A 20,608-nucleotide genomic window follows, 5' to 3' on the forward strand; every position below is an offset into this window, starting at 1 on the left:
GGGGCCTCGCTCGACAACCGGGTGGGGGGCTGTTCCACGTGGAACAGGACGTCCCGCGCGATGCATGGCGTCCAGTGCGGGTGCCGGATCATTCGCCGAATGTCCGACGGATCGGCGCGGTGCTGCAGTGATTCGTTGAGTCGATTTAAAACTCTGGCGCTGTACTGTCGCGGTGACTGGGCGGGCGGGGATGCGACGATGAAGCTGACAGCATCCGGGCGACGTGGGGCGATCCTGTTGCTACTCGCGACGACCGCGTGCGGTGGTGGGTCGGGCGGGGGGGTGAGCAGTACGCCGACGCCGCCCGCGACACCTACGCCGACCCCGACCCCAACCCCGACTCCGCCGCCGGTGACGCAGCCCGATCCGATCGCGCCGACCCCGACTCCACCGGCCAGCGGAAGCGGCGAGTACCAACGGTCGGCCGGCGCGGTGCAGGCGAGTGCGGCGACCGCCTATGATCGCGGCGTGACGGGAAGCGGGGTGATCGCCGGGATCATCGACAGCGGTATCAATACGACCGGCAGCGAGTTTGCCGGGCGGATCAGCGCGGCGTCGGCGGATCTGGTGGGCGCGCGTGGAATTCAGGACGAGAACGGCCACGGGACCGCAGTGGCGGGCGTGCTGGGGGCGGCGCGCAACGACGTGGGTGGGTTGGGCATGGCTTATGGCGCGACGTTGCTCGTGCTGCGGACCGACGCCGCGGGCAGTTGTACGACCGAGGATGGCTGTACCCACAGTGACGTGGCGATCGCACGTGGGATCGACACGGCGGTGCAGAACCGTGCGCGGGTGATCAATATCTCGCTGGGCGGGGACGAGGCGGGGAGTGCCACGTTCCGGGCTGCGGTGGGGCGTGCGACGGCGGCAGGGGTGGTGATCGTGCTGTCCGCGGGCAACGACCCGACCGCCGATCCGGAGGCGTTCGCGCTGGTCGCCAACACGGCGGAGGCGCGCGGACTGGTGGTGATTGCGGGGGCGAGTGGTGCGGACGGGGAGATCGCGTCGTTCAGCGCGCGGTCTGGCACCGGAAGTGCGCATTACCTGCTCGCGCTCGGTGAGCGAGTGCGGAGCGTCGATCAGACGGGGGAGGCGTTTCTCTATTCCGGCACGTCTTTCTCCGCGCCGCTGATCTCCGGCGCGGTGGCATTGCTGGCGCAGGCGTTCCCGAATCTGAGCGGACAGCAGATCGTCGATATTCTTTATGCCAGCGCGACCGATCTGGGCGCGGGTGGCATCGATGCGGTGAACGGGCGCGGTCGGCTAAACCTGACGTCCGCGTTCCAGCCGATCGGGGCGACCGCTCTGGCCGGGACGGGGATGGCGGTGGCGCAGGCGGGCAATGCGCTGTTGTCGCCCGCGATGGGCGATGCGGGGCTGCGGGGTTCGTCGTCGACGGGGGCTGTGATGCTGGATGGCTATCAGCGGGCATTCACGATTGATCTGGCGCGGACGTTGACGCGGGCGGCGCCGGAGGGCCGGTTGTACCCGGCGCTGGCCGGTGGCGTGCGGCAGGTGAGCGGCGGGGTGCCCGGCGCGATGTTCGCGGTGACGATCGCATCGCGTGGCGGCGACGTGGCGGTGGAACGGCTGACGCTGGGGCGCGCCGATGCCGCGACGGCGCGGGCGACCGCGGGGATGATAGCGACGCGGGTCGGCGCGGGGATGACCGTCGGGCTGGGCTTTGCGCAGGGTGCGCAGTCGGTGGCGCGGATGATGGGCGGGCAGGAGGGCACGCCGTTCCTGGTGGCGAGCGATCCGCGCGAGGCGGGCGGGTTCCGCCAACGCACCGGATCGAGCCTGGCGGTGCGGCAGGAGCGCGGCGCGTTCGGGGTAACGGTAACCGCGGAGAGCGGCGATGCGCTGGTGGCCGGGACGTTGCCCGGTTCAGGCGATACGCAGCGGCAGGGTGGGTATGACCGTTCTGGCTATGCGACCGTGGGCGTGGCGCTCGACCGGCAGGTTGGGCCGATGCGGATCGGGGCGGGGCTGTCGCGGCTGACCGAGCGTAAGACGGTGCTGGGCGGGCGGTTCGCCGCGGCGTTGGGTGCAGGTGGCGCGGTGAGCGACTTTGTCGATGTGTCAGCGCGGGCGGATCTGGGCGGTGGCTGGACGTTGGCCGGGTTGTGGCGCGAGGGGCGGACGCGCGGGCGGGCGGGGACCGTCGCGCTGAACGGGGCTCGGTTGCGGACGCGGGCCTGGAGCTTCGAGGTCGCGACAGTGTCGCTGTTCGGCGGGCCGGATCGCGCCGGGGTACGGGTGGCGCAGCCGTTGCGGGTGGCGCGGGGGGGTGTCGATCTGACCCTGCCGGTTGGGTATGATTATGCCAGCGGTGTGGCCGAGATGGGGGTGCGGCGGCTGGACCTGGCGCCGGATGGGCGTGAGCTGGATGTCGAAGGATCGCTCGGGCGCGCGGCGTTGGGGGGATGGGTTTCGACCAATCTCTATTGGCGGCGCGATCCAGGAAATTTTGCGGATGTGCCCGCCGATGCCGGAGGCGCATTGCGCTTCTCCATGGCGTTGTAAACGCTCCGGAAGAATGATCGTGCCGCGTGACCGGGTCTTCGTGAGCGGATGATGACGGTCGGTCGCTCCGCCCTCTCGGCTCCCTGACGACGCAACCGATTTCTGCAAGAACGGTTGAAGCGAGCGGCCATGCCCTGATCCGCGGTTCTTCGGCGGGCGGACGCATGGCGATAGGAGACGATGATGCGGGTTTCGATGATTGCAGCGCTGGGCGCGGGTCTGTTGTTGGTGTCGGCTTGCGGCGGCAAGGGCGACGACAAGCTGGGCGATCAGGCGCACGAGGCGCTCGAGAACAAGGCGGACGCCATGGACGCGGCCGCGGGTCAGATGGGCGGCACGGACAAGGCGTTGATGGAGGCGAAGGCTAAGACGACGCGTGCGGCGGCCGATGCCAAGGAAGAGGCGATCGACGACGCGGACGTGAATGCGGACGCGATGTCGGATGCGCAGAAGAATGCAGTGATCAACGGCAACTGATCGAAGACTGCGCCGCGCCGGAATCAGTGTCCCGGCGCGGCGCCCGGTCAGACGGTGAAGCTCTCGCCGCAGCCGCAGGCGCCCTTGGCATTGGGGTTGGCGAAGACGAAGCCGGCGGTGAAGTCGTCCTCGACCCAGTCCATCGTCGATCCGATGAGATAGAGGATCGACCCGCCGTCCACGTACAGATCGCCGCCGGGGGTGGTGATCTTCTCGTCGAACGCATCGGCGGACGAGATGTAGTCGACCGAATAGGCGAGGCCCGAGCAGCCGCGGCGCGGGGTCGAGAGTTTCACCCCAATGCTGCCGTCCGGGGCGCGGGCCATGAGGTCGGCAATGCGGGCGTGCGCGGTCTCGGTCAGGTTGAGCGCGGCGGGGCGGGCGCGGAGCGTGGTCGCCATTACAGCATCCCCAGTTCGAGTTTCGCTTCGTCCGACATCTTCTGCGGATCCCACGGCGGATCCCAGACGAGGTTGACCTCGGCCGAGCCGACTCCCGGGACCGCACCGACGCGCATCTCGATTTCGCCCGGCATCGATTCGGCGACGGGGCAGTTCGGCGTGGTGAGCGTCATGGAGACGACGACGTGGTCGCCGTCGACATCGACACCGTAGATCAGGCCGAGATCGTAGACGTTGACCGGGATCTCCGGGTCGTAGATCTCCTTCAGCGCCTCGATGACCATCTCGTAGAGCTGGCCACCGGGTTCGCCGGGGCTAAGTTCCGTGGGCTGCTGCGCCAGGAACCCGTCGAGATAGTCGCGTGGGCGCGCCGCGGGGGTCTCGCTCACGGGTAGCTCGTCGATCGCATCCGACACGCGCGCGCGGGGCGGCGGGGGCGGGGTGTGATCCAGCTGTTCGGTCGTGAAATCGTTCATCCGAAAATCCTCGTCACCCTGTCCAGCGCGCGGGCGAGCGCATCGACATCGGCCAGGCTGTTGTAGACGCCGAAGCTGGCGCGGGCGGTGGCCGAGACGCCCAGATGCGCCATCAGCGGCTGGCAGCAATGATGGCCGGCGCGGATCGCGACCCGCTCCTCGTCCAATATGGTGCCGACGTCGTGCGGATGCACCCCGGCGACCTCGAAACTCACGATGCCCGCGCTGTCGGCCGGGCCGAACAGCGTGACGCCCTTGATGGCCGACAGTCGTTCGCGCGCGGCGGTGACCAGCGCGGTTTCGTGCGCGTGGATCGCGGCGAGGCCGATGTCGCTGACATAGTCGATCGCGGTGTGGAGGCCGAGCGCGCCGACGATGTGCGGCGTGCCCGCCTCGAACCGGCCGGGGGCGGGGGCGTAGGTGGTGCCGGCGAACGAGACCTTGTCGATCATCGCGCCGCCGCCCTGCCACGGTGGCATGGCGTTCAGGATGTCGCCGCGCGCCCAGAGCACGCCGATGCCGGTCGGGCCGTAGAGCTTGTGACCGGAGAAGACGTAGAAGTCGCAGTCGAGCGCCTGCACGTTGACCGCGATCCGCGCGACGGACTGGCAGCCGTCGATCAGGATCTTCGCGCCGACCGCATGGGCGAGGTCGGCGGCGCGGCGCGCGTCGAGGATCGAGCCGAGCACGTTGGAGACGTGCGACAGCGCAACGAGCTTGTGCGCGGGGGTGAGGATCGTGGCGACTGCGTCGAGATCGATCCGGCCATCTTCGGTCAGCGGCGCGACGTCGATGATCGCGCCGGTGCGGGCGGCGAGGAGCTGCCACGGCACGATGTTGGCGTGATGTTCGAGTTGGCTGAGCAGGATGCGGTCGCCGGCCTTGAGCGACTGGCCCCAGCTTTGCGCGACGAGGTTGATCGCCTCGGTCGCGCCGCGGACGTAGACGATCTCGTCCTGGCTCTTCGCGTTGATGAAGGTCGCGATGCGGGCACGGGCGGCCTCGTAGGCGACGGTCATGTCGGCGGAGCGCTGGTACACGCCGCGGTGTACGGTGGCGTAGGTTTCGGCATAGCCGCGGGTGATCGCGTCGACCACGATCTGCGGCTTCTGCGCCGTGGCGGCGGTGTCGAGATAGGCCCAGCCGGCCGGGATCGCCGGGAAGTCGGCGACGACGTCTAGCGGGGCGGTGTCGGCCTCGCGTGCTTTAAGCATCGTGCTCATGCCTCGGCCCCCAGCCAGGCGTCGGCGGCGGCGCGGAACGCGTCGCGGATCGGTTCTTCCTCGATCCGGTCGAACGCGTCGCCGACGAAGGCGCGGGTGAGCAGCGCGCGGGCGGCCTGTGGCGGCACGCCGCGGCTTGCGAGATACCAGAGCGCCTCCGCGTCAAGTTCGCCGACGGTGGCGCCGTGGGCGCACTTCACGTCGTCCGCGAAGATTTCGAGTTCCGGCTTCAGGTTGATCGTCGCGGTGCGGCGCAGCAGGAGCCCGCGCAGCGACTGTTCGCCGTCGGTCTTCTGCGCACCGCGGGCGACCTCGACCCGCGCGGCGAGGCTGGCGGTGGCGCGGTCGTCGGCCACGGCGCGCCAGAGCTGGCGGCTGACGCCGTCGAGCGCCTCGTGGCGGACGGCGATCGCGGCGTCGTGACGCTGGCGGTCGCGCGACAGCAGCGCGCCGCCATATTCGGCGCGCGCGGCGTCGCCGTGGAGCGTGATACCCGCGTCGATGCGCGTGCCGGCGTCGCCGATCGCCAGGACGGTGGCGGCGAGGTGCGCGTTTGCGGCGAGCGTGATGGTTTCGCGCGTGGAGGTGAAGCCGCTGGCCTGCATCAACCGGACGTTGCGGGTAAGGTGCGCGTTCGCGCCGAGTGTGATGTCGGTCTGGCGGTTGGACCAGCCGTCGCCGGCATGCGTCTCGACTATGCTCGCGCTTGCGCCGTCGGCAAGCGAGATGCGCGCGGGGACGTGGTTCGCGCCGCCGGTGGCGATGTGGACGATCTGGATCGTTCTCTCGATCGCTTCGCCGGCGGGGACGGTGAGGGTCCAGCCATCATGGCCGGCGGTGAGCGTGCCGAGGGGGTGGGTGCCGGCGGGGGCGACCGGGCCGAGCGTGACGGGGCCGGGGGTGCTGTGCTCCGCGGCGTAGCGGCCGTCGATGAAGAGCAGGCGTGGGCCTTCGGCGGCGATCCAGAGCGGGTCGATTGCGGCTGGGGTGCCGGTCGGGGTCTGGGTCGCGAGCGCGGGGAGGGCGGTCAGGTCGGACCAGCGCCAGGCCTCTTCGCGGGTAGTGGGGAGGGCCAGGGTCATGCTGCTGATGCCACGTTGCGCGTTCCCCGGCGTAGGCCAGGGCCTTGGTGCGAGATTGCGTCTAGGCCCCGGCCTGCGCCGGGGAACGGGTGGGGCGTTGCTGGCTTCGCAACACGCTTGCGTATCCCCGCGGAGGCGGGGACCCAGGTCGGAGCGCGGAGCTGGACCCCCGCCTGCGCGGGGGTACGCTGCGTGTGGGCGGGGGTGCCGTCCATCATGCAGCGATCCCAGCGTAGCCGGCGCGTTCCAGCTCGAGCGCGAGGTCGGCGCCGCCGGAGCGGACGATGCGGCCGTCGGCGAGGACGTGGACGAAATCGGGGCGGACATAGTCGAGCAGGCGCTGATAGTGGGTAATCAGCAGCACGGCCTTGTCGGGCTTGCGCATGATGCGGTTGATGCCGTCGCCGACGATGCGGAGCGCGTCGATGTCGAGGCCGCTATCGGTTTCGTCGAGCACCGCGAGCGCGGGGTCGATGATGCCCATCTGGACCATCTCGTTGCGCTTCTTCTCACCGCCGGAGAAGCCGACGTTCACCGGGCGCTTCATCATGTCCATGTCGAGGCCGAGACCGTCGGCCTGTTCGCGCGCGATCTTGAGGAAGGCGCCGCCGGACAGTTCGGCCTCGCCGCGCTCCTTCTTCTGCGCGTTCAAAGCGGTGCGGAGGAACTGGACGTTGGAGATGCCGGGGATCTCGACCGGGTACTGGAAGCCCAGAAACAGCCCGGCGGCGGCGCGTTCGTGCGGCGCCATGTCGAGCAGATCCTTGCCCTGGAACGTGACCGACCCTTCGGTGATCTCGTAGCCCGGGCGGCCGCCCAGGACATAGGCGAGCGTCGACTTGCCGGCGCCGTTGGGGCCCATGATCGCATGGATCTCGCCCGCGCCCAGTTCCAGCGTCAGGCCCTTGAGGATGACCTTGCCGTCGATTTCGGCATGAAGATTCTGGATGGAGAGCACTTAGGAGTCCTTCGATTCTGCAAGTTCGACGTGCGACACGAAGCCGCCGTCACCGTTGGTCAGGTCCAGGATGAACCCGGATTCGAGCGCCTGGGCGAGGCAGCCCTTGTCCATGCGCAGCCGCCCCGCATTGGGCCACCGCACGAAGACGGGCACCCGGGGGCTGCCCACCGCTTCGCTCAGCCGCACCAGCTCGCGCTTGAAATGGTGCAGGCGGTTCGACTTGGGATCGCGTTGCCTGAGGAGCGAGGATGCCGAGAAGGTCGATGCGTCCTTCACGAACACCTTCGTCGCATCCATCGGCGAGTAGTCGATCGCGACGCGGGTGTAGACCGGGTTCATCCGACCGAACCCTCGAGGCTGATCCCGAGCAGCTTCTGGGCCTCCACCGCGAACTCCATGGGGAGCTGTTGAAGCACTTCCTTGGCGAACCCGTTGACGATCAGGCCGACGGCGGTTTCGGGGTCGAGGCCGCGCGACATGGCGTAGAACATCTGGTCGTCGCTGATCTTCGACGTGGTGGCCTCATGCTCGATCTGCGCGGTGGGGTTGCGAATCTCGATATACGGGATGGTGTGCGCGCCGCACTGGTCGCCGAGCAGCAGCGAGTCGCACTGCGTGAAGTTGCGCACGTTTTCCGCGGTCGGCCCGACGCGGACGAGGCCGCGATAGGTGTTGTCGGACCGGCCGGCGGAGATGCCCTTCGCCACGATGGTCGAACGCGACCCCTTGCCGAGATGGATCATCTTGGTGCCGGTATCGGCCTGCTGCATGTTGTTGGTGACCGCGACCGAGTAGAATTCGCCGACGCTGTTCTCACCTGCCAGCACGCAGGACGGGTACTTCCACGTCACCGCGGAGCCGGTTTCGACCTGCGTCCAGCTGACCTTGCTGTTCTTGCCCTGGCACAGCGCGCGCTTGGTGACGAAGTTGTAGATGCCGCCCTTGCCGTCCGCATCGCCGGGGTACCAGTTCTGGACGGTCGAGTATTTGATCTCCGCATCGTCGAGGATGACCAGTTCGACGACCGCGGCGTGGAGCTGGTTTTCGTCGCGCATCGGCGCGGTGCAGCCCTCCAGATAGGAGACGTAGCTGCCCTTGTCGGCGACGATCAGCGTCCGTTCGAACTGGCCGGTGTTGGCCGCGTTGATCCGGAAATAGGTGCTGAGCTCCATCGGGCAGCGGACGCCCTCCGGAATATAGACGAACGTGCCGTCGGAGAAGACCGCGCTGTTGAGCGTGGCAAAATAGTTGTCGTGCGCGGGCACGACCTTGCCGAGCCACTGCTTGATCATGTCGGGATATTCGCGGATCGCCTCGGAGATCGAGCGGAAGATGACGCCCGCCTTTTCAAGCTCCGCCCGGAAGGTGGTCGCGACCGAGACGCTGTCGAACACCGCGTCGACTGCGATGCGGCGCGGCGGTTCGGCGCCCTCGACCCCGGCGAGCAGCTTCTGCTCCTCGATCGGGATGCCGAGCTTTTCGTAGATGCGCAGGATCTCGGGATCGACCTCGTCGAGCGAGCCGAGCTTCGGCTTCTCCTTGGGCGCCGCGTAATAATAGGCGTCCTGATAGTCGATCGGCGGGATGTCGAGCTTGGCCCAGTCGGGGGCCTCCATCGTCAGCCACTTGGCATAGGCCTTCAGCCGCCAGTCGAGCATCCACTCGGGCTCGCCCTTCTTGGCGGAGATGAACCGGACGGTGTCCTCGCTCAGCCCCTTGGGCGCGAAATCCTGTTCGATGTCGGAGACAAAGCCATATTTGTAGGTCGACGCTTCTTCGACGGCCTCATGTGCTTCGCGGTTGCGGACGTCCGTCATGCCGTTGCTCCTGCCGCGATCGGCGCGGCTTCTGTCGTTCGTGTGGTTTTCGTGGCTACCGGTGTCGTGCCGGCGAGCGTGGCAAGTGAGACACCGCCCAGCGCACCGCGGATCGCCTCGTTCACCGCCGACCAGTGCGGCCGGACCGAACAGGCGCCTTCGAGCGCGCAGTCGTGCCGGTTCCCGTCGACGCAGGTCGTCATCGCGATCGGACCCTCGACCGCCTCGACGATCTCCCCCAGGCTGATCCCCGCGGGGGCGCGCGCCAGGAGAAAGCCGCCGCCGGTGCCGCGCGCCGAGGTGAGCAGCCCGGATGCGGCGAGCCGCCCCATCAGCTTCTGCGTCGTGGGCAGCGGCACGCCGGTTTCGCCGGCGAGCAGCGTCGCGGACAGCCGGTCGCCCGCCGGATGGCGCGCGGCCGCGGTCAGGATGACGACGGCATAGTCAGCGAGCGAGGATAGCCGCAACGGGTGGTCCAATCGGAGTGATTCGGTAGGATTGGGAGATAGGGGTTTTCCGGGGGGGATCAAGCCGGGTCTGGGGGTGGGCGTTTGGTCCTTGGCGGCGTTGCGGCGCTGTTGCGTTTGGGCAGCGGTTGCACCCACCCCCAACCCCCTCCCCTGAAAGGGAGGGGGCTTTTTGGCTTCCGTGTGTTCTTGACTTGTTCTAAACCGGTGGCATGGCGACTGCACCTTCCTGTTTCAATGACAGCCCGTTGGTGGCGCGTGACGTCGCGCGGGGGGTGGCGCGGTTGTTGTTTCGGCAGGATGCGATGGCGCTGTGCGAGGTGCCGCTGGGCAATGGGCGGCGGGCGGACCTGATGGCGATCGATGCCAAGGGTCAGGTGGTGATCGTGGAGATCAAGGTGTCGCGCGCGGACCTGCGCGGGGATGCGAAGTGGCCGGAGTATCTCGATTATTGCGATCGTTATTACTGGGCGGTGCCGGCGGGCTTCGACCTGGCGCCGTTCGGGGAGGATGCGTTCCTGCCCGACGTGTGCGGGTTGATCGTGGCGGATCGCTACGATGCCGAGGTGATGCGCGCGGCGGCGGTGCGGCCGATGGCGGCGGCGCGGCGCAAGGTGGAGACTTTGCGCTTTGCCAGGCGGGCGGCCCGGCGGTTGCTGGGGGGGCTGGATCTCGGGTTGGTGGGGTTGGACTGAGCGCTTTCTTAGCCCCTCCCCTGAAGGAGAGGGGCTTAGAAATAGACCTATCGCCCCTGGTTGCGCCAGCGGCGAATGACGCGGGTGATGATCGCGTCTTCGCCGCCGGACTGGCGCCAGAGGACAGAGAAGGCGGGGTCGCTGGAGGCGGGGCGTTTTTCGGGTTCGAGGTCGTCGAGTTGGACGCGGATCGGGATCGCGACGCCTTCGCCGCAGATCACGGCTTCGCGGTTGCGGAGCGCGGGGATCGAGTCGAGGAAACCGCGTGCGCCCTCCGGCATCGCGGCCTTTACGAACGCCTGATCGCGATCGTTGTTGAGTCGCATCGCGATGATCGTGCCGCATTGCGACAGCACGCCTTCGGCTAGATCGGACGGGCGTTGCGTAACGAGGCCGAGCGAGACGCCGTATTTGCGGCCTTCCTTGGCGATCCGTTCGAGCACCTTGCGCACCGCCTGGCCGCCGCCGGTGCGGTCCGCGGGGATGTAGCGATGTGCTTCCTCGCACACCAGCAGGACGGGACGTTGTGCCTCGCCGCGCGCCCAGATCGCATAGTCGAACACCATGCGGCTGAGCATCGACACCACGACGCCGGTGATTTCGGACGGCACGCCCGACATGTCGATGATCGAGATCGGGCGGCCGTGGCCGGGCAGGCGGAACAGTTTCGCCAGGAACGCGCCCATCGTGTCGCCGACCAGCATGCCGGAGAACATGAAGGCATAGCGCGAGTCGGCCTTGATCTCGTCGATCTTGGCCTTCAGCCGGAGGTAGGGTGCGCTGTCGGTGGCCTTGTCCATGCGGCCCATCTCGGCCTGGATCATGTTCGACAGATCGGACAGCAGATAGGGGATTGGGGCGTCGACCGTCAGCTTGGCGATCCCCTCCGCCAGGCGATTTTTCATCCGTGCGGCGAGCAGGCATTTGGCGAGGATGTCGCGATCGACATGGCCCTCCGCACCGGTCGTGGTGACGAAGGTTTCGGCATGCTCCTCGAAATTCATGAGCCAGTAGGGCATTGCCAGGTTGCCGACGTCGAAGATCTCGCCCGTCTTCTGGAACGCCGCGCTGTATTCGCCGTGCGGATCGATCATCACGATGTGGCCCTCCGGCGCACGTTCGCAGATGCGGTGGAGGATGAGCGCGGTGGCGGTCGACTTGCCGGTGCCGGTGGAGCCGAGGATCGCGAAGTGCTTGCCGAGGAACGCGTCGATGAACAGCGCGCCGCGGATGTCGGCGGTCGGATAGATCGTGCCGATTTCGATATGCGCGCGGTCGTCGGTGGCGAACACCTGGCGCATGTCGGCGCCGGACAGCGGGAAGACGCGCGCGCCGGGGACGGGGTAGCGCGTGATGCCGCGCCGGAAGCTGCGGAGTGTGTCGGCCGCGGCGTCGTAGTCCGCCTCGCCCAGGAAATCGATGTCGGCGAGTATCCGGTCGCCGTCGGTGCCGGACAGTCGCATCGAGCGGACATTGGCGATCAGCCAGCGGTTCGCGACGATCATCTTGACGAGGCTGCCGACCTGACCCGCTGCGGCGATCGCTGGGTCGGGATCCTGCGCGAGCCGGTCGATCAGCGCGGCGTCGAGCACGACGCGCGTGGCCGAACCCGCGACATCGAGAAGGCGACCGATTTCGGGGAGTGCGGCCGCGTCGTCCGCGACCGCCACGGCAGCACGGAACGCATCCCCGCCCATCGACATGTCCATCAGCGTACGCCTTCCTTAACGAAACCCGTCGAGGAATAGGCCGCTGCGCCTTAAGATTTGAACAAGGACGATGGCCTGGCGGATCAGCGCAACCGGCGGAACAGCACCGCGCCGGCCCAGCCCAGCACGAGCGAAACGACGACCGCGAACAGCCCGTAGAGGAAGCCGCGATCGGCGGCGGCAGCGGCGACGTAACGTTCGAAGCCGGTCTTCTCGATCGCGATTTCCCGCGTGGCACCGGCGACGACGCGACCATCGACCAGCAGGAACGTCTCGGCCGTATAGACGCCGACCGGCACGCGGGCGGGCAGCTGGATGCGGGCGCGGTAGAGCACGCCTTCGGTGATCCGGACGCGGGTCTTTTCCTCGACGTAAAGGCCCTGGCGGCGTTTGAGGTCGACGAGGCCGCGTTCTAGCCGGCGCTGTTCGGCGGGGACCTTGCCGCTGGCCGGCGATAGCTGGATATTGTCGACGCCGAATTCGTAGATCGCAGCGGTGCGATCGTCGACCAGCGTGGCGAGCGGGCGCGAGGCGGCGACGGCGTAAAAGCTCGGGACCGAGCGGAAGCGCGCGCTGTCCGCGTTGATCCACATACCGGCGACCTTCTGCTTTTCGCGCAGGACGATCGGTTCGGCAGGCCCCTTGATGACGATCGCGATGTCCGCGTCGCGCGTCGGCACGCGGCCGCCGGGGTAGAGGATCGCGCCGAACAGCAGCAGTTCGGCGCCGGTGAAGCTGTAGACGATGTCGATCCGGCGTTGCGACACGTCGGGCACCAGCCGCGGCACGGACTGCGCCAGGAGGAGCGGGGACAGCAAGCAGAGCGCGAGCGCAGCGCGCTTCACAGCACCTGCACCGTGTAGATGTCGTCCGGCCGCCAAGTGAGGCCAAGCCCGACGCGGAACGCGACGAACAGCACGATGACCGCGAGGAACAGACGGAGATATTCGGGCTTCACCTTGTTGGCGAAACGTGCGCCGATCTGTGCGCCGGACACGCTGCCGATCAGCAGCAGGACCGCGAGGACGATATCGACCGCGTGGGTGGTGAGCGCGTGGACCATAGTGGTGGCCGCGGTGACGAACAGGATCTGGAACAGCGAGGTACCGACGACGACCTTCGTCGACATGCCGAGCAGGTAGATCATCGCCGGCACCAGCACGAAGCCGCCGCCGACGCCGAGCAGGACGGTGAGCAGCCCGGTGAAGAAGCCGAGCAGTAACGGGGCGACCGGCGAGATGTAGAGCCCCGAGCGGTAGAAGCGCCAGCGGCCGGGCAGGCTGGCGACGAGCGGGTGATGGCGGCGCGGGCCGCCGGGCGCGGGCCGGCCGCGGCGGACCGCATAGACGCTGGTGACCGCTTCCTTCGCCATCAGCATCCCGATGCCACCGAGCAGAAAGACGTAGAGCAAGGCCACGACGGTATCGATCTGGCCGGAGCGTTGCAGCGCCCGGAAGATGAAGCCGCCGGCGACCGACCCCGCAGCACCGCCCGCGACGAGCACGCCGCCCATGTGGAAATCGACGCCCTTGCGCTGCATGTGCGCGAACACGCCGGACACGCTGGCCCCGGTGATTTGCGTGGCGGAGGACGCCACCGCGACCGCGGGCGGGATGCCGTAGAAGATCAGCAGCGGCGTGGTGAGGAACCCGCCGCCGACGCCGAACATGCCGGACAGGATGCCGACCAGACCGCCGAGCGCGACGATGACCAAGGCGTTCACGGAGAGGCCGGCGATCGGAAGATAGATATCCATCGTACGGGCTGGACTAGCGGGTCCGGTCGGGGGGTGGAAGCGGGTTGTGGGTTGGGGAGTGATCCACGTGGAACATATTGGCGGTTGCGGCAGGCGGTGAGTAAGCTCTCTCTTCCCTCTGGGGAGAGGGCTGGGGAGAGGGGTAGTCCTAGGTGGGACGTGGGTTGGGCTAGGTACTCCAGGCCTCCCTCTTTCCCCGACCCTCCCCCCAATGGGGGAGGGGGCGATGGTGGTTTTGGACGGTTCTTCGCTGCCGACGTAGGACCAAAGGTCCTACTATCTCGTCGCATCAGGGTGGGGTAGAACGACAGCAATGGCAGACAGTCTGAAATGCGACGTTGCGGTGCTGGGCGCCGGGCTGGCGGGCGGGCTGGTCGCGCTGGCGCTTGCGAAGCGGCGGCCCGAGTTGACCGTGCTGCTGATCGAGGAGACCGACCGGATCGGCGGGAACCATGTCTGGTCGTTCTTCGACAGCGACGTGGACGAGGCGGATCGCTGGCTGGTGACGCCGCTGATTTCCTATGGCTGGCGCGGATATGATGTCCAGTTTCCGGCTCATGCGCGGATGCTCGGGACGCCTTATTATTCGATCGAATCGGAACGGCTGGAGGACGCGGTGCGCGTCGCCATGCCGGCCGAGCGGATCCTGACCGGGCGGCGCGTGCTGGCGGCATCGCCCAAGGCGGCGGTGCTCGACGACGGGACGCGGATCGAGGCAGGCGGCGTGATCGACGCGCGTGGGGGGGCGACGCTTCGGCATCTCGATTGCGGGTGGCAGAAGTTCGTGGGGCACGAGCTGGTGCTCGATGCGCCGCATGGGCTGGAACGGCCGATCGTGATGGACGCGACCGTCGAGCAACATGACGGCTATCGCTTCGTCTATTGCCTGCCGTTCGCCGAGAATCGCGTGTTCGTCGAGGACACTTATTATAGCGAGTTCGCGCACCTGCATGTCGACAGCATCGCCGCGCGGATCGCGCGATATGCCGAGGCGCGCGGGTGGAAGGTCAACAGCATCGCGCGACGCGAGTCGGGCGTGCTGCCGGTGGTGATGGGCGGCGATTTCGACGCCTATTGGCAGTCGGGCAGCGGCGGCGTGGCGAAGGTCGGCGCGCGGGCGGCGATGTATCATCCGACGACGGGATATTCGTTGCCGGATGCGATCCGGACCGCGGTGATGATCGCAGGCGAGACCGACCTGTCGGGCGCGGCGCTGCACACCCGATTGCGGGCGCATGCGCGCGCGGCGTGGGATGCGCGCGGCTTCTATCGGATGCTGGACCGGATGCTGTTCCGGGCGGCGGCGCCGACGGAACGCTACCGCGTGTTGGAACGCTTCTACACGTTGGATGGTGGGTTGGTGCGGCGTTTCTATGCCGCGCAATCGACCGGCATGGACAAGTTCCGGATCCTGGCGGGCAAGCCGCCGGTTCCGGTGGGCCGCGCGATCGCGGCGCTCGGGGAGACGCGACGGTAATGGCGACAATAGCAGCGAATTCGGCCATTGGTGCCGGCACCGTCACGGCCGGTGCGGTCCCAGTGCGGGCCGGGGCACAGCCGCAGAGCGCGGTGGTGATCGGCGCGGGCTTCGGCGGGCTGGCGCTCGCGATCCGGCTGCAATCGGCGGGCGTGCAGACGACGCTGGTCGAGGCGCGCGACAAGGCCGGCGGACGGGCGTACGTCTGGGAACGCGACGGGTTCACGTTCGATGCCGGCCCGACCGTCATCACCGATCCGGCGTGCCTGCAGGAATTGTGGGGCCTGAGTGGTCGGCAGATGGCCGACGATATCGAGCTGTTGCCGGTGACGCCGTTCTACCGCCTGAACTGGCCGGACGGGACGAATTTCGACTATTCCAACGACGACGCGTCGTTGATGGAGGAGATCGGCAAGCTTAACCCCGACGATATCGCGGGCTATGCCAAGTTCCTGGATTATGCGGCCGGCGTGTACCGCGAGGGGTATCTGAAGCTCGGCCATGTCGCGTTCCTCGACTTTGCGTCGATGTTGAAGGCGGCGCCTGCGCTCGCGAAATACCAGGCTTGGCGCTCGGTCTACTCCGTCGTGTCGAGTTTCGTGAAGAACGAGAAGCTGCGCGAGGCGCTGTCGTTCCACACGCTGCTGGTCGGCGGCAACCCGATGACGACGAGCGCGATCTACGCCCTGATCCACAAGCTGGAGAAGGACGGCGGCGTTTGGTTCGCGCGTGGCGGCACGAACCAGCTGATCGCGGCGTTGTGCACGCAGTTCGAGCGGCTGGGCGGCACGTTGCGGCTGGCCAGCCCGGTCGAGCGGATCGAGACGCTGGGCGACCGGGTAACGGGTGTGCGGCTGGCCGGTGGCGAGACGATCACGGCGGATGCGGTCGCGTCGAACGGGGACATCGTCCATACGTATCGCGACCTGCTGAAGGATACGCCGCGCGGCAAGCGGGCGGCGGCGAAGCTGGAGCGGAAGAGCTACTCCCCGTCGCTGTTCGTCGTGCATTTCGGCATCAAGGGGACGTGGCCGGGCATCCCGCACCACATGATCCTGTTCGGCCCGCGCTACCGCGAGTTGCTGACCGACATCTACGACCACGGCGTGCTGGCGGAGGATTTTTCGCTGTACCTGCACCATCCGACCGTCAGCGATCCGTCGCTGGCGCCGGAGGGTTGCTCGACATTCTATGCGCTGGCGCCGGTGCCGCATCAGGGCAAGCTGCCGATCGACTGGGAGGTCGAGGGGCCGAAATATGCCGAGCGCATCCTGGACGAAATCGAGAAGCGGCTGATCCCCGACCTGCGCGGGCGGATCATGACGCAGTTCCATTACACGCCGCAGGATTTCGGACGCGACCTGAGCGCGCATCTGGGGAGTGCGTTCTCGCTCGAGCCGGTGTTGACGCAGTCGGCCTGGTTCCGGACGCATAACCGCGATGACGTGATACCGAACCTGTACTTCGTGGGGGCCGGGACGCATCCGGGTGCGGGAATTCCGGGTGTGGTCGGGAGTGCGAAGGCGACCGCTGCGCTGATGCTCGAGGGGTTGCGGGTTTAGCTTCTTCTTCCCCGCTCCCTTTTAAGGGAGGAGCCGGGGGTGGGTGGTACGTGCGCTTGATCGGTGACGTTGGACTCGTGGTGCTGTAGCACCCACCCCCAACCCCCTCCCTTGAAAGGGAGGGGGCTTTGTTATGTGAAGAGGTTCTGCGTGAAGCGTCTTGCCATTTACTGCGGGTCGGCGACCCCGGCTGATCCCGTTTATATCGAGAGCGCGCGCGGCATTGGTCGCCGGCTGGCGGAGCGCGGGATCGGGGTCGTGTATGGCGGCGGTCGGCTCGGGCTGATGGGTGCGGTGGCAGATGGGGCACTGGCGGCCGGGGGCGAGGTGATCGGGGTGATTCCGGATGCGCTGGTATCCGCCGAGGTGGCGCATCTGGGCTGTACCGAACTGCATACCGTGCGGACGATGCATGAGCGCAAGCAGCTGTTTACCGACCTGTCGGATGGGTTCGTGACGATCCCGGGCGGGACGGGCACGATGGACGAGTTGTGGGAGGCGATGAGCTGGGCGCAGCTCGGTTACCATGCCAAGCCGGTCGGGCTGTTGAACGTGGCGGGCTATTACGACCTGCTCGTCGGGTTCGTGACCAAGATGGCGGAGGTCGGGTTCCTGCGGGCGGAGCATCGCGAGATTCTGGTGGTCGATACCGAACTCGACCGGCTGATCGACCGGATGGCGGCGTATGTGCCGCCGCGGACGATCGTGGCGATGGGCGCGCGCGAGCTGTGATCCGCGACCGCGCCGCGCTGGTCGAGCAGGCGCGGGAGAGCATCGCCAAGGGATCGAAGTCGTTCGCGGTGGCGTCCAAGCTGTTCGCGCCGGCGACGCGTGAGCGGGCGTGGCTGCTTTATGCCTGGTGCCGGCGGTGCGACGATCTGGCCGATGGGCAGGATCTGGGCTCAGCGATCAGCGTGGTGGACGATCCGCATGCGCGCTTGGCAGTAATCCGCGATCTGTCTGCGCGCGCGATGGCGGGCGAGGCGACGGGTGACCCGGCCTTTGACGCGTTAGGCGTGGTGGCCGCGGAGGTGGGGTTGCCGCAGGCGTGGGTGGACGATCTGATCGCGGGGTTCGCGCTCGATGCGGATGGATTCAGCCCGCGGACGACGGACGATCTGCTGCGTTATTGTTATCATGTGGCTGGCGTCGTCGGGTGCATGATGGCGGTGGTGATGGGCGTCGATCCGGCGGACGATGCGACGCTGGACCGCGCGTGCGACCTGGGGCTGGCGTTCCAGCTGGCCAATATCGCGCGCGATGTCGGTGAGGACGATGCGGCCGGGCGCTGCTACCTGCCGGCCGACTGGCTGGCGGAGATGGACGTGCCACCGGGCGAGACGATGCGACCGCTGTACCGCCCGCGGATCGCGGTGCTGGGGCGGCGGCTGGCCGCGATGGCGGAGGGGTATGAAGCGAGCGCGCGGGCCGGGACGCCGGCGTTAACGCTTCGGTCCGCCTGGGCGGTGCTGTCCGCGGCGGGGATCTACGGCGATATCGCGCGTGAGGTCGCGCGGCGGGGCGAGCGGGCGTGGGACAGCCGTGTGTTCACGACGAAGGCGGACAAGCTGGGCTGGGTCGCGAAGGCGGGCGTGCAGGCAGCGCGGCGCGCCAGTTATGCGGATGCGCGGACGCGGTCCGGGCTATGGATGCGGCCGGGACGGTAGGCCAACGATTCTGGCCCGACAGGACAACGGTGTGGTGATTAGTATTTCCATGTTGCCAGCGTCCGCGCCAAGCCATCTTCAAAGTCCGTCGAAGGCACCCAGCCGAGCAGATCGGCGGCCTTTTTTACGTCGAGGATGTTTACCGGAACGTCGGTCGTCCTGCCGGGGGCATATTGCACCAGCAAAGGCTGGCCTAGAAGATGTTCGACGCCGGCGATCACATCCAGCACTGATCGACCGGTGCCGCTGCCTATGTTGAGCGGGCCGTTAATGGGCGGCCGTTCCACCGCGGCCGCGACGGCGTCCATCAGATCGTCGATATAGAGATAGTCGCGCTGACTGGTGCCATCGCCCAAGATTGTGAGCGGTTGCCGGAGCCGATGGAGTTTCAGGATTGTGCCGATCAAGCCCTGACCCTTCTTGCTATCCTGTCCGGGGCCGTACGGATTCGACACTCGCAAGTTGGTGTACCCCGTGTCCGTATTGCGCGAGAGCAACTCAAGATATTGTTCGACGATTAATTTCGTCATTCCGTAGGAATTCAACGGACTAGTCGGGTGTTTCTCATCAATTGGCAAGTATTTTGGCATACCGTAAACGGTACCACCTGAAGATATGAAGATAAAATTCTTAACCTTGGATACAATGCAGGCTTCGATGAAGCTGATTTGCGGTGCGACGTTGTTATTGAGGTCGGACACGACTTGATTGTTGGCCATCCCGGGCGTCGATGAATTTATCAGTTGCACCACCGTGGACACGTCTTGGAGCGACGCGTGTGTTTCCAGGCTGTTCATCAGGTCGATCCGCCGGATTTCGACGGGACCGCCGACAAGTTCGGCATAGTCGGCCGGAAAATCGCGGCCGAAGGCGACGACCGGCAAACCTTGTCCAATTAACCGGCGAACCACGTGACGACCGATAAACCCGTTCGCACCGAAAACACCGATCATGCTCACGCTTCATCCTTTGTTTGATACCGCAAGTGTGTCGATGCGGCTCCGTCCCGAAGCGTGCCTTACCGGTCTCCGTCCTGAAAATCGCCGTGAAACCCGTTGCGGAGCGGCGCCCTCAGCCCGATTGACGAATTGGGTATGACGATAGCCCATTCGGGACGAAGGGCAACCTTCGACCGGGTCGAGCTTGTGCAGGTCGTTGCGTCGCGCGACCGGAAGGGAAATACCAATGGTCGTCTTGTTGCTCTTCGGGTTGATTGCAGTCGGGGCGCAGGCTGATGCCGGGCAGCCGCCTATCCCCGTTGCCAGAGCCAAGCCGGCAATGCCGCGCGTTGTGGCTGCAACCGGCGGCCCGTCAATCGGCGCGCTGGCGTACGGCCAGCCGAGCGATCCGATTGGCAGCATGACCGAAACGCGACTTCATTATCGCTGGACCGGAACGCATGCGGTTCCATGGTTCGGTCAGACAATCGAGGTGGAGGAGGAAGGCAGCGGGGTCGCGCAGGGGCCGGCGCGTGCGGCTTATGGGCTTGGCGTCAACGTGACGAAGCGGGACTGGCTGACCTCTCGCGTTCCCGGCGAGATCGACGGGACCAATGTGATGGCGCGCAACGGAGTCGGCGACGTAGCCGGGCATCTGGTCAATGTCGGAACGCGGGCGGGTTTTGCCGCGGTGCTCGAGGGGGTGAGCTACGCGTTCGATGCCCGGGGCCTGCCGGTGCGCGGGGTCCGCACATTGCTGGGCGTCAACGCGCCTGAGACGCCCGGCGGCGACGGCAGTGAACGGGGGGTAGCGACCCTCGCGGATAAGGGCGACAATGATGCCGCCTTTTTTGCCGGTCGGAACGGCGGGACCTGGAAGGATTTCCTGCGGAACGAAGTCGTGCCGGGTCTGCCGGTCACGCGGATCTCCGGTTCCGGGAACGAGACCGACCTGGGTGCCAATCAGTCCGGTGACGTCCGCTTGTCGATCGGGCGGGACCGCGGGGCGGCCGGCAGCAGCGCTATTGATGTCTACGGTGCGCCAGGCTCCACGGTTGGGCTGCAAGTTATCCGAAAGGGCGGCGCGGGCGGCGGATCGGCGATCGTCCACCGCGGGGCCGGCAAGCTGGCGATCGACGCGCGCGATGCGGGCGGCGAGGTAGTCCTGCAAGCTGGCGGGCAGGATGTTGTCGCGGTTGCCCGCAAGGCGGTTCGCCTTCCGCAAGGCGTGCTGACCATGACGGAGGTGCAGGCATCAGCAGTGCCGGCACCGGCCGCCGGGGCCCAATCCTTGTTTATCGATTCTCGCGATCACAAGCTGAAGCGCAAGGATGCCACTGGCGCGGTCACGATCATCGGCTGATGCCGATCCCG

At 67.2% G+C, this 20,608-nt stretch carries 20 protein-coding genes; 8 read left to right on the forward strand and 12 right to left on the reverse strand.

Translation table 11 applies throughout. The features are described 5' to 3' along the window. Positions 1 to 198 precede the first annotated feature (198 nt). Together IEX50_RS10095 and IEX50_RS10100 are read left to right on the forward strand one after the other, a co-directional pair. Positions 199 to 2,526 carry a S8 family peptidase gene (locus IEX50_RS10095; protein ID WP_157176611.1) on the forward strand — a complete coding sequence of 776 codons (2,328 nt, stop codon included), beginning with the start codon at positions 199 to 201 and terminating at the stop codon, positions 2,524 to 2,526. 183 nt (positions 2,527 to 2,709) lie between these two features. Continuing rightward, complete coding sequence (locus IEX50_RS10100; protein WP_157176610.1) at positions 2,710 to 3,003, forward strand: hypothetical protein; 294 nt, start codon at positions 2,710 to 2,712, stop codon at positions 3,001 to 3,003. Positions 3,004 to 3,050: 47 nt separating this feature from the next. On the opposite strand, the gene IEX50_RS10105 is transcribed toward IEX50_RS10100, so the two are convergent. From IEX50_RS10105 to IEX50_RS10140, 8 genes are all read right to left on the reverse strand, one after another. Continuing rightward, positions 3,051 to 3,404 carry a HesB/IscA family protein gene (locus IEX50_RS10105; RefSeq protein ID WP_157176609.1) on the reverse strand — a complete coding sequence of 118 codons (354 nt, stop codon included), beginning with the start codon at positions 3,402 to 3,404 and terminating at the stop codon, positions 3,051 to 3,053. Further along, positions 3,404 to 3,880 carry an SUF system Fe-S cluster assembly protein gene (locus IEX50_RS10110; protein ID WP_157176608.1) on the reverse strand — a complete coding sequence of 159 codons (477 nt, stop codon included), beginning with the start codon at positions 3,878 to 3,880 and terminating at the stop codon, positions 3,404 to 3,406. The genes IEX50_RS10105 and IEX50_RS10110 overlap by 1 nt, the downstream gene beginning before the upstream one ends. Beyond that, positions 3,877 to 5,103, reverse strand: a complete 1,227-nt coding sequence (locus IEX50_RS10115) for a cysteine desulfurase (RefSeq protein ID WP_157176607.1) — start codon at positions 5,101 to 5,103, stop codon at positions 3,877 to 3,879. The genes IEX50_RS10110 and IEX50_RS10115 overlap by 4 nt, the downstream gene beginning before the upstream one ends. Further along, positions 5,100 to 6,185, reverse strand: coding sequence for a SufB/SufD family protein (locus tag IEX50_RS10120; protein ID WP_157176606.1), 1,086 nt, complete (start codon positions 6,183 to 6,185; stop codon positions 5,100 to 5,102). Before IEX50_RS10120 ends, IEX50_RS10115 begins: the two co-directional genes overlap by 4 nt. 214 nt (positions 6,186 to 6,399) lie before the next feature. Then, complete coding sequence (gene sufC, locus IEX50_RS10125) at positions 6,400 to 7,143, reverse strand: Fe-S cluster assembly ATPase SufC (RefSeq protein WP_157176605.1); 744 nt, start codon at positions 7,141 to 7,143, stop codon at positions 6,400 to 6,402. Then, on the reverse strand, positions 7,144 to 7,485 hold the full coding sequence (locus tag IEX50_RS10130; RefSeq protein WP_157176604.1) for a hypothetical protein: 342 nt from the start codon (positions 7,483 to 7,485) through the stop codon (positions 7,144 to 7,146). Beyond that, the gene (gene sufB, locus IEX50_RS10135; protein ID WP_157176603.1) at positions 7,482 to 8,963 is read right to left on the reverse strand and encodes a Fe-S cluster assembly protein SufB; all 1,482 of its coding nucleotides are present in this window, start codon (positions 8,961 to 8,963) and stop codon (positions 7,482 to 7,484) included. Before sufB ends, IEX50_RS10130 begins: the two co-directional genes overlap by 4 nt. Further along, positions 8,960 to 9,430, reverse strand: a complete 471-nt coding sequence (locus IEX50_RS10140; protein WP_157176602.1) for an RrF2 family transcriptional regulator — start codon at positions 9,428 to 9,430, stop codon at positions 8,960 to 8,962. The genes sufB and IEX50_RS10140 overlap by 4 nt, the downstream gene beginning before the upstream one ends. Before the next feature lie 212 nt (positions 9,431 to 9,642). On the opposite strand from IEX50_RS10140, the gene IEX50_RS10145 reads away from it, so the two are divergent. Beyond that, entirely contained in the window at positions 9,643 to 10,125 is a 483-nt protein-coding gene (locus IEX50_RS10145) for an MmcB family DNA repair protein (protein WP_157176601.1), read from the forward strand. 47 nt (positions 10,126 to 10,172) lie between these two features. Here IEX50_RS10145 and IEX50_RS10150 read toward each other — a convergent pair whose 3' ends face one another. From IEX50_RS10150 to IEX50_RS10160, 3 genes are all read right to left on the reverse strand, one after another. After that, positions 10,173 to 11,834 carry an ATP-binding protein gene (locus IEX50_RS10150; RefSeq protein WP_229673877.1) on the reverse strand — a complete coding sequence of 554 codons (1,662 nt, stop codon included), beginning with the start codon at positions 11,832 to 11,834 and terminating at the stop codon, positions 10,173 to 10,175. 83 nt (positions 11,835 to 11,917) lie between these two features. Continuing rightward, positions 11,918 to 12,679: a TIGR02186 family protein gene (locus IEX50_RS10155; protein WP_157176600.1), complete on the reverse strand. Its 762-nt coding sequence runs from the start codon at positions 12,677 to 12,679 to the stop codon at positions 11,918 to 11,920. Next, positions 12,676 to 13,590, reverse strand: a complete 915-nt coding sequence (locus IEX50_RS10160; protein ID WP_157176599.1) for a sulfite exporter TauE/SafE family protein — start codon at positions 13,588 to 13,590, stop codon at positions 12,676 to 12,678. The genes IEX50_RS10155 and IEX50_RS10160 overlap by 4 nt, the downstream gene beginning before the upstream one ends. 313 nt (positions 13,591 to 13,903) lie before the next feature. On the opposite strand from IEX50_RS10160, the gene crtY reads away from it, so the two are divergent. The 4 genes from crtY to IEX50_RS10180 all read left to right on the forward strand — a co-directional run bounded on the left by crtY (position 13,904) and on the right by IEX50_RS10180 (position 18,296). Beyond that, positions 13,904 to 15,067, forward strand: a complete 1,164-nt coding sequence (gene crtY, locus IEX50_RS10165) for a lycopene beta-cyclase CrtY (RefSeq protein WP_157176598.1) — start codon at positions 13,904 to 13,906, stop codon at positions 15,065 to 15,067. Continuing rightward, positions 15,067 to 16,629, forward strand: a complete 1,563-nt coding sequence (locus tag IEX50_RS10170) for a phytoene desaturase (RefSeq protein ID WP_157176597.1) — start codon at positions 15,067 to 15,069, stop codon at positions 16,627 to 16,629. Before crtY ends, IEX50_RS10170 begins: the two co-directional genes overlap by 1 nt. A gap of 150 nt (positions 16,630 to 16,779) precedes the next feature. Beyond that, a complete protein-coding gene (locus tag IEX50_RS10175) occupies positions 16,780 to 17,361 on the forward strand; it encodes an LOG family protein (protein ID WP_157176596.1) in 582 nt (193 codons plus the stop codon). Continuing rightward, entirely contained in the window at positions 17,358 to 18,296 is a 939-nt protein-coding gene (locus IEX50_RS10180; RefSeq protein ID WP_229673879.1) for a phytoene/squalene synthase family protein, read from the forward strand. Before IEX50_RS10175 ends, IEX50_RS10180 begins: the two co-directional genes overlap by 4 nt. Before the next feature lie 38 nt (positions 18,297 to 18,334). Here IEX50_RS10180 and IEX50_RS10185 read toward each other — a convergent pair whose 3' ends face one another. After that, positions 18,335 to 19,249: an NAD-dependent epimerase/dehydratase family protein gene (locus IEX50_RS10185; RefSeq protein WP_229673905.1), complete on the reverse strand. Its 915-nt coding sequence runs from the start codon at positions 19,247 to 19,249 to the stop codon at positions 18,335 to 18,337. 232 nt (positions 19,250 to 19,481) lie between these two features. Here IEX50_RS10185 and IEX50_RS10190 point away from each other — a divergent pair, with 232 nt between their 5' ends. After that, positions 19,482 to 20,597 (forward strand): hypothetical protein, encoded by a 1,116-nt coding sequence (locus IEX50_RS10190; RefSeq protein WP_157176594.1) that lies wholly within the window; start codon positions 19,482 to 19,484, stop codon positions 20,595 to 20,597. Positions 20,598 to 20,608: the final 11 nt, after the last annotated feature.

The sequence above is a fragment of the Sphingomonas prati genome (assembly GCF_014643515.1).
In the GTDB taxonomy this organism is placed as follows: Bacteria; Pseudomonadota; Alphaproteobacteria; order Sphingomonadales; family Sphingomonadaceae; genus Sphingomonas_R; species Sphingomonas_R prati.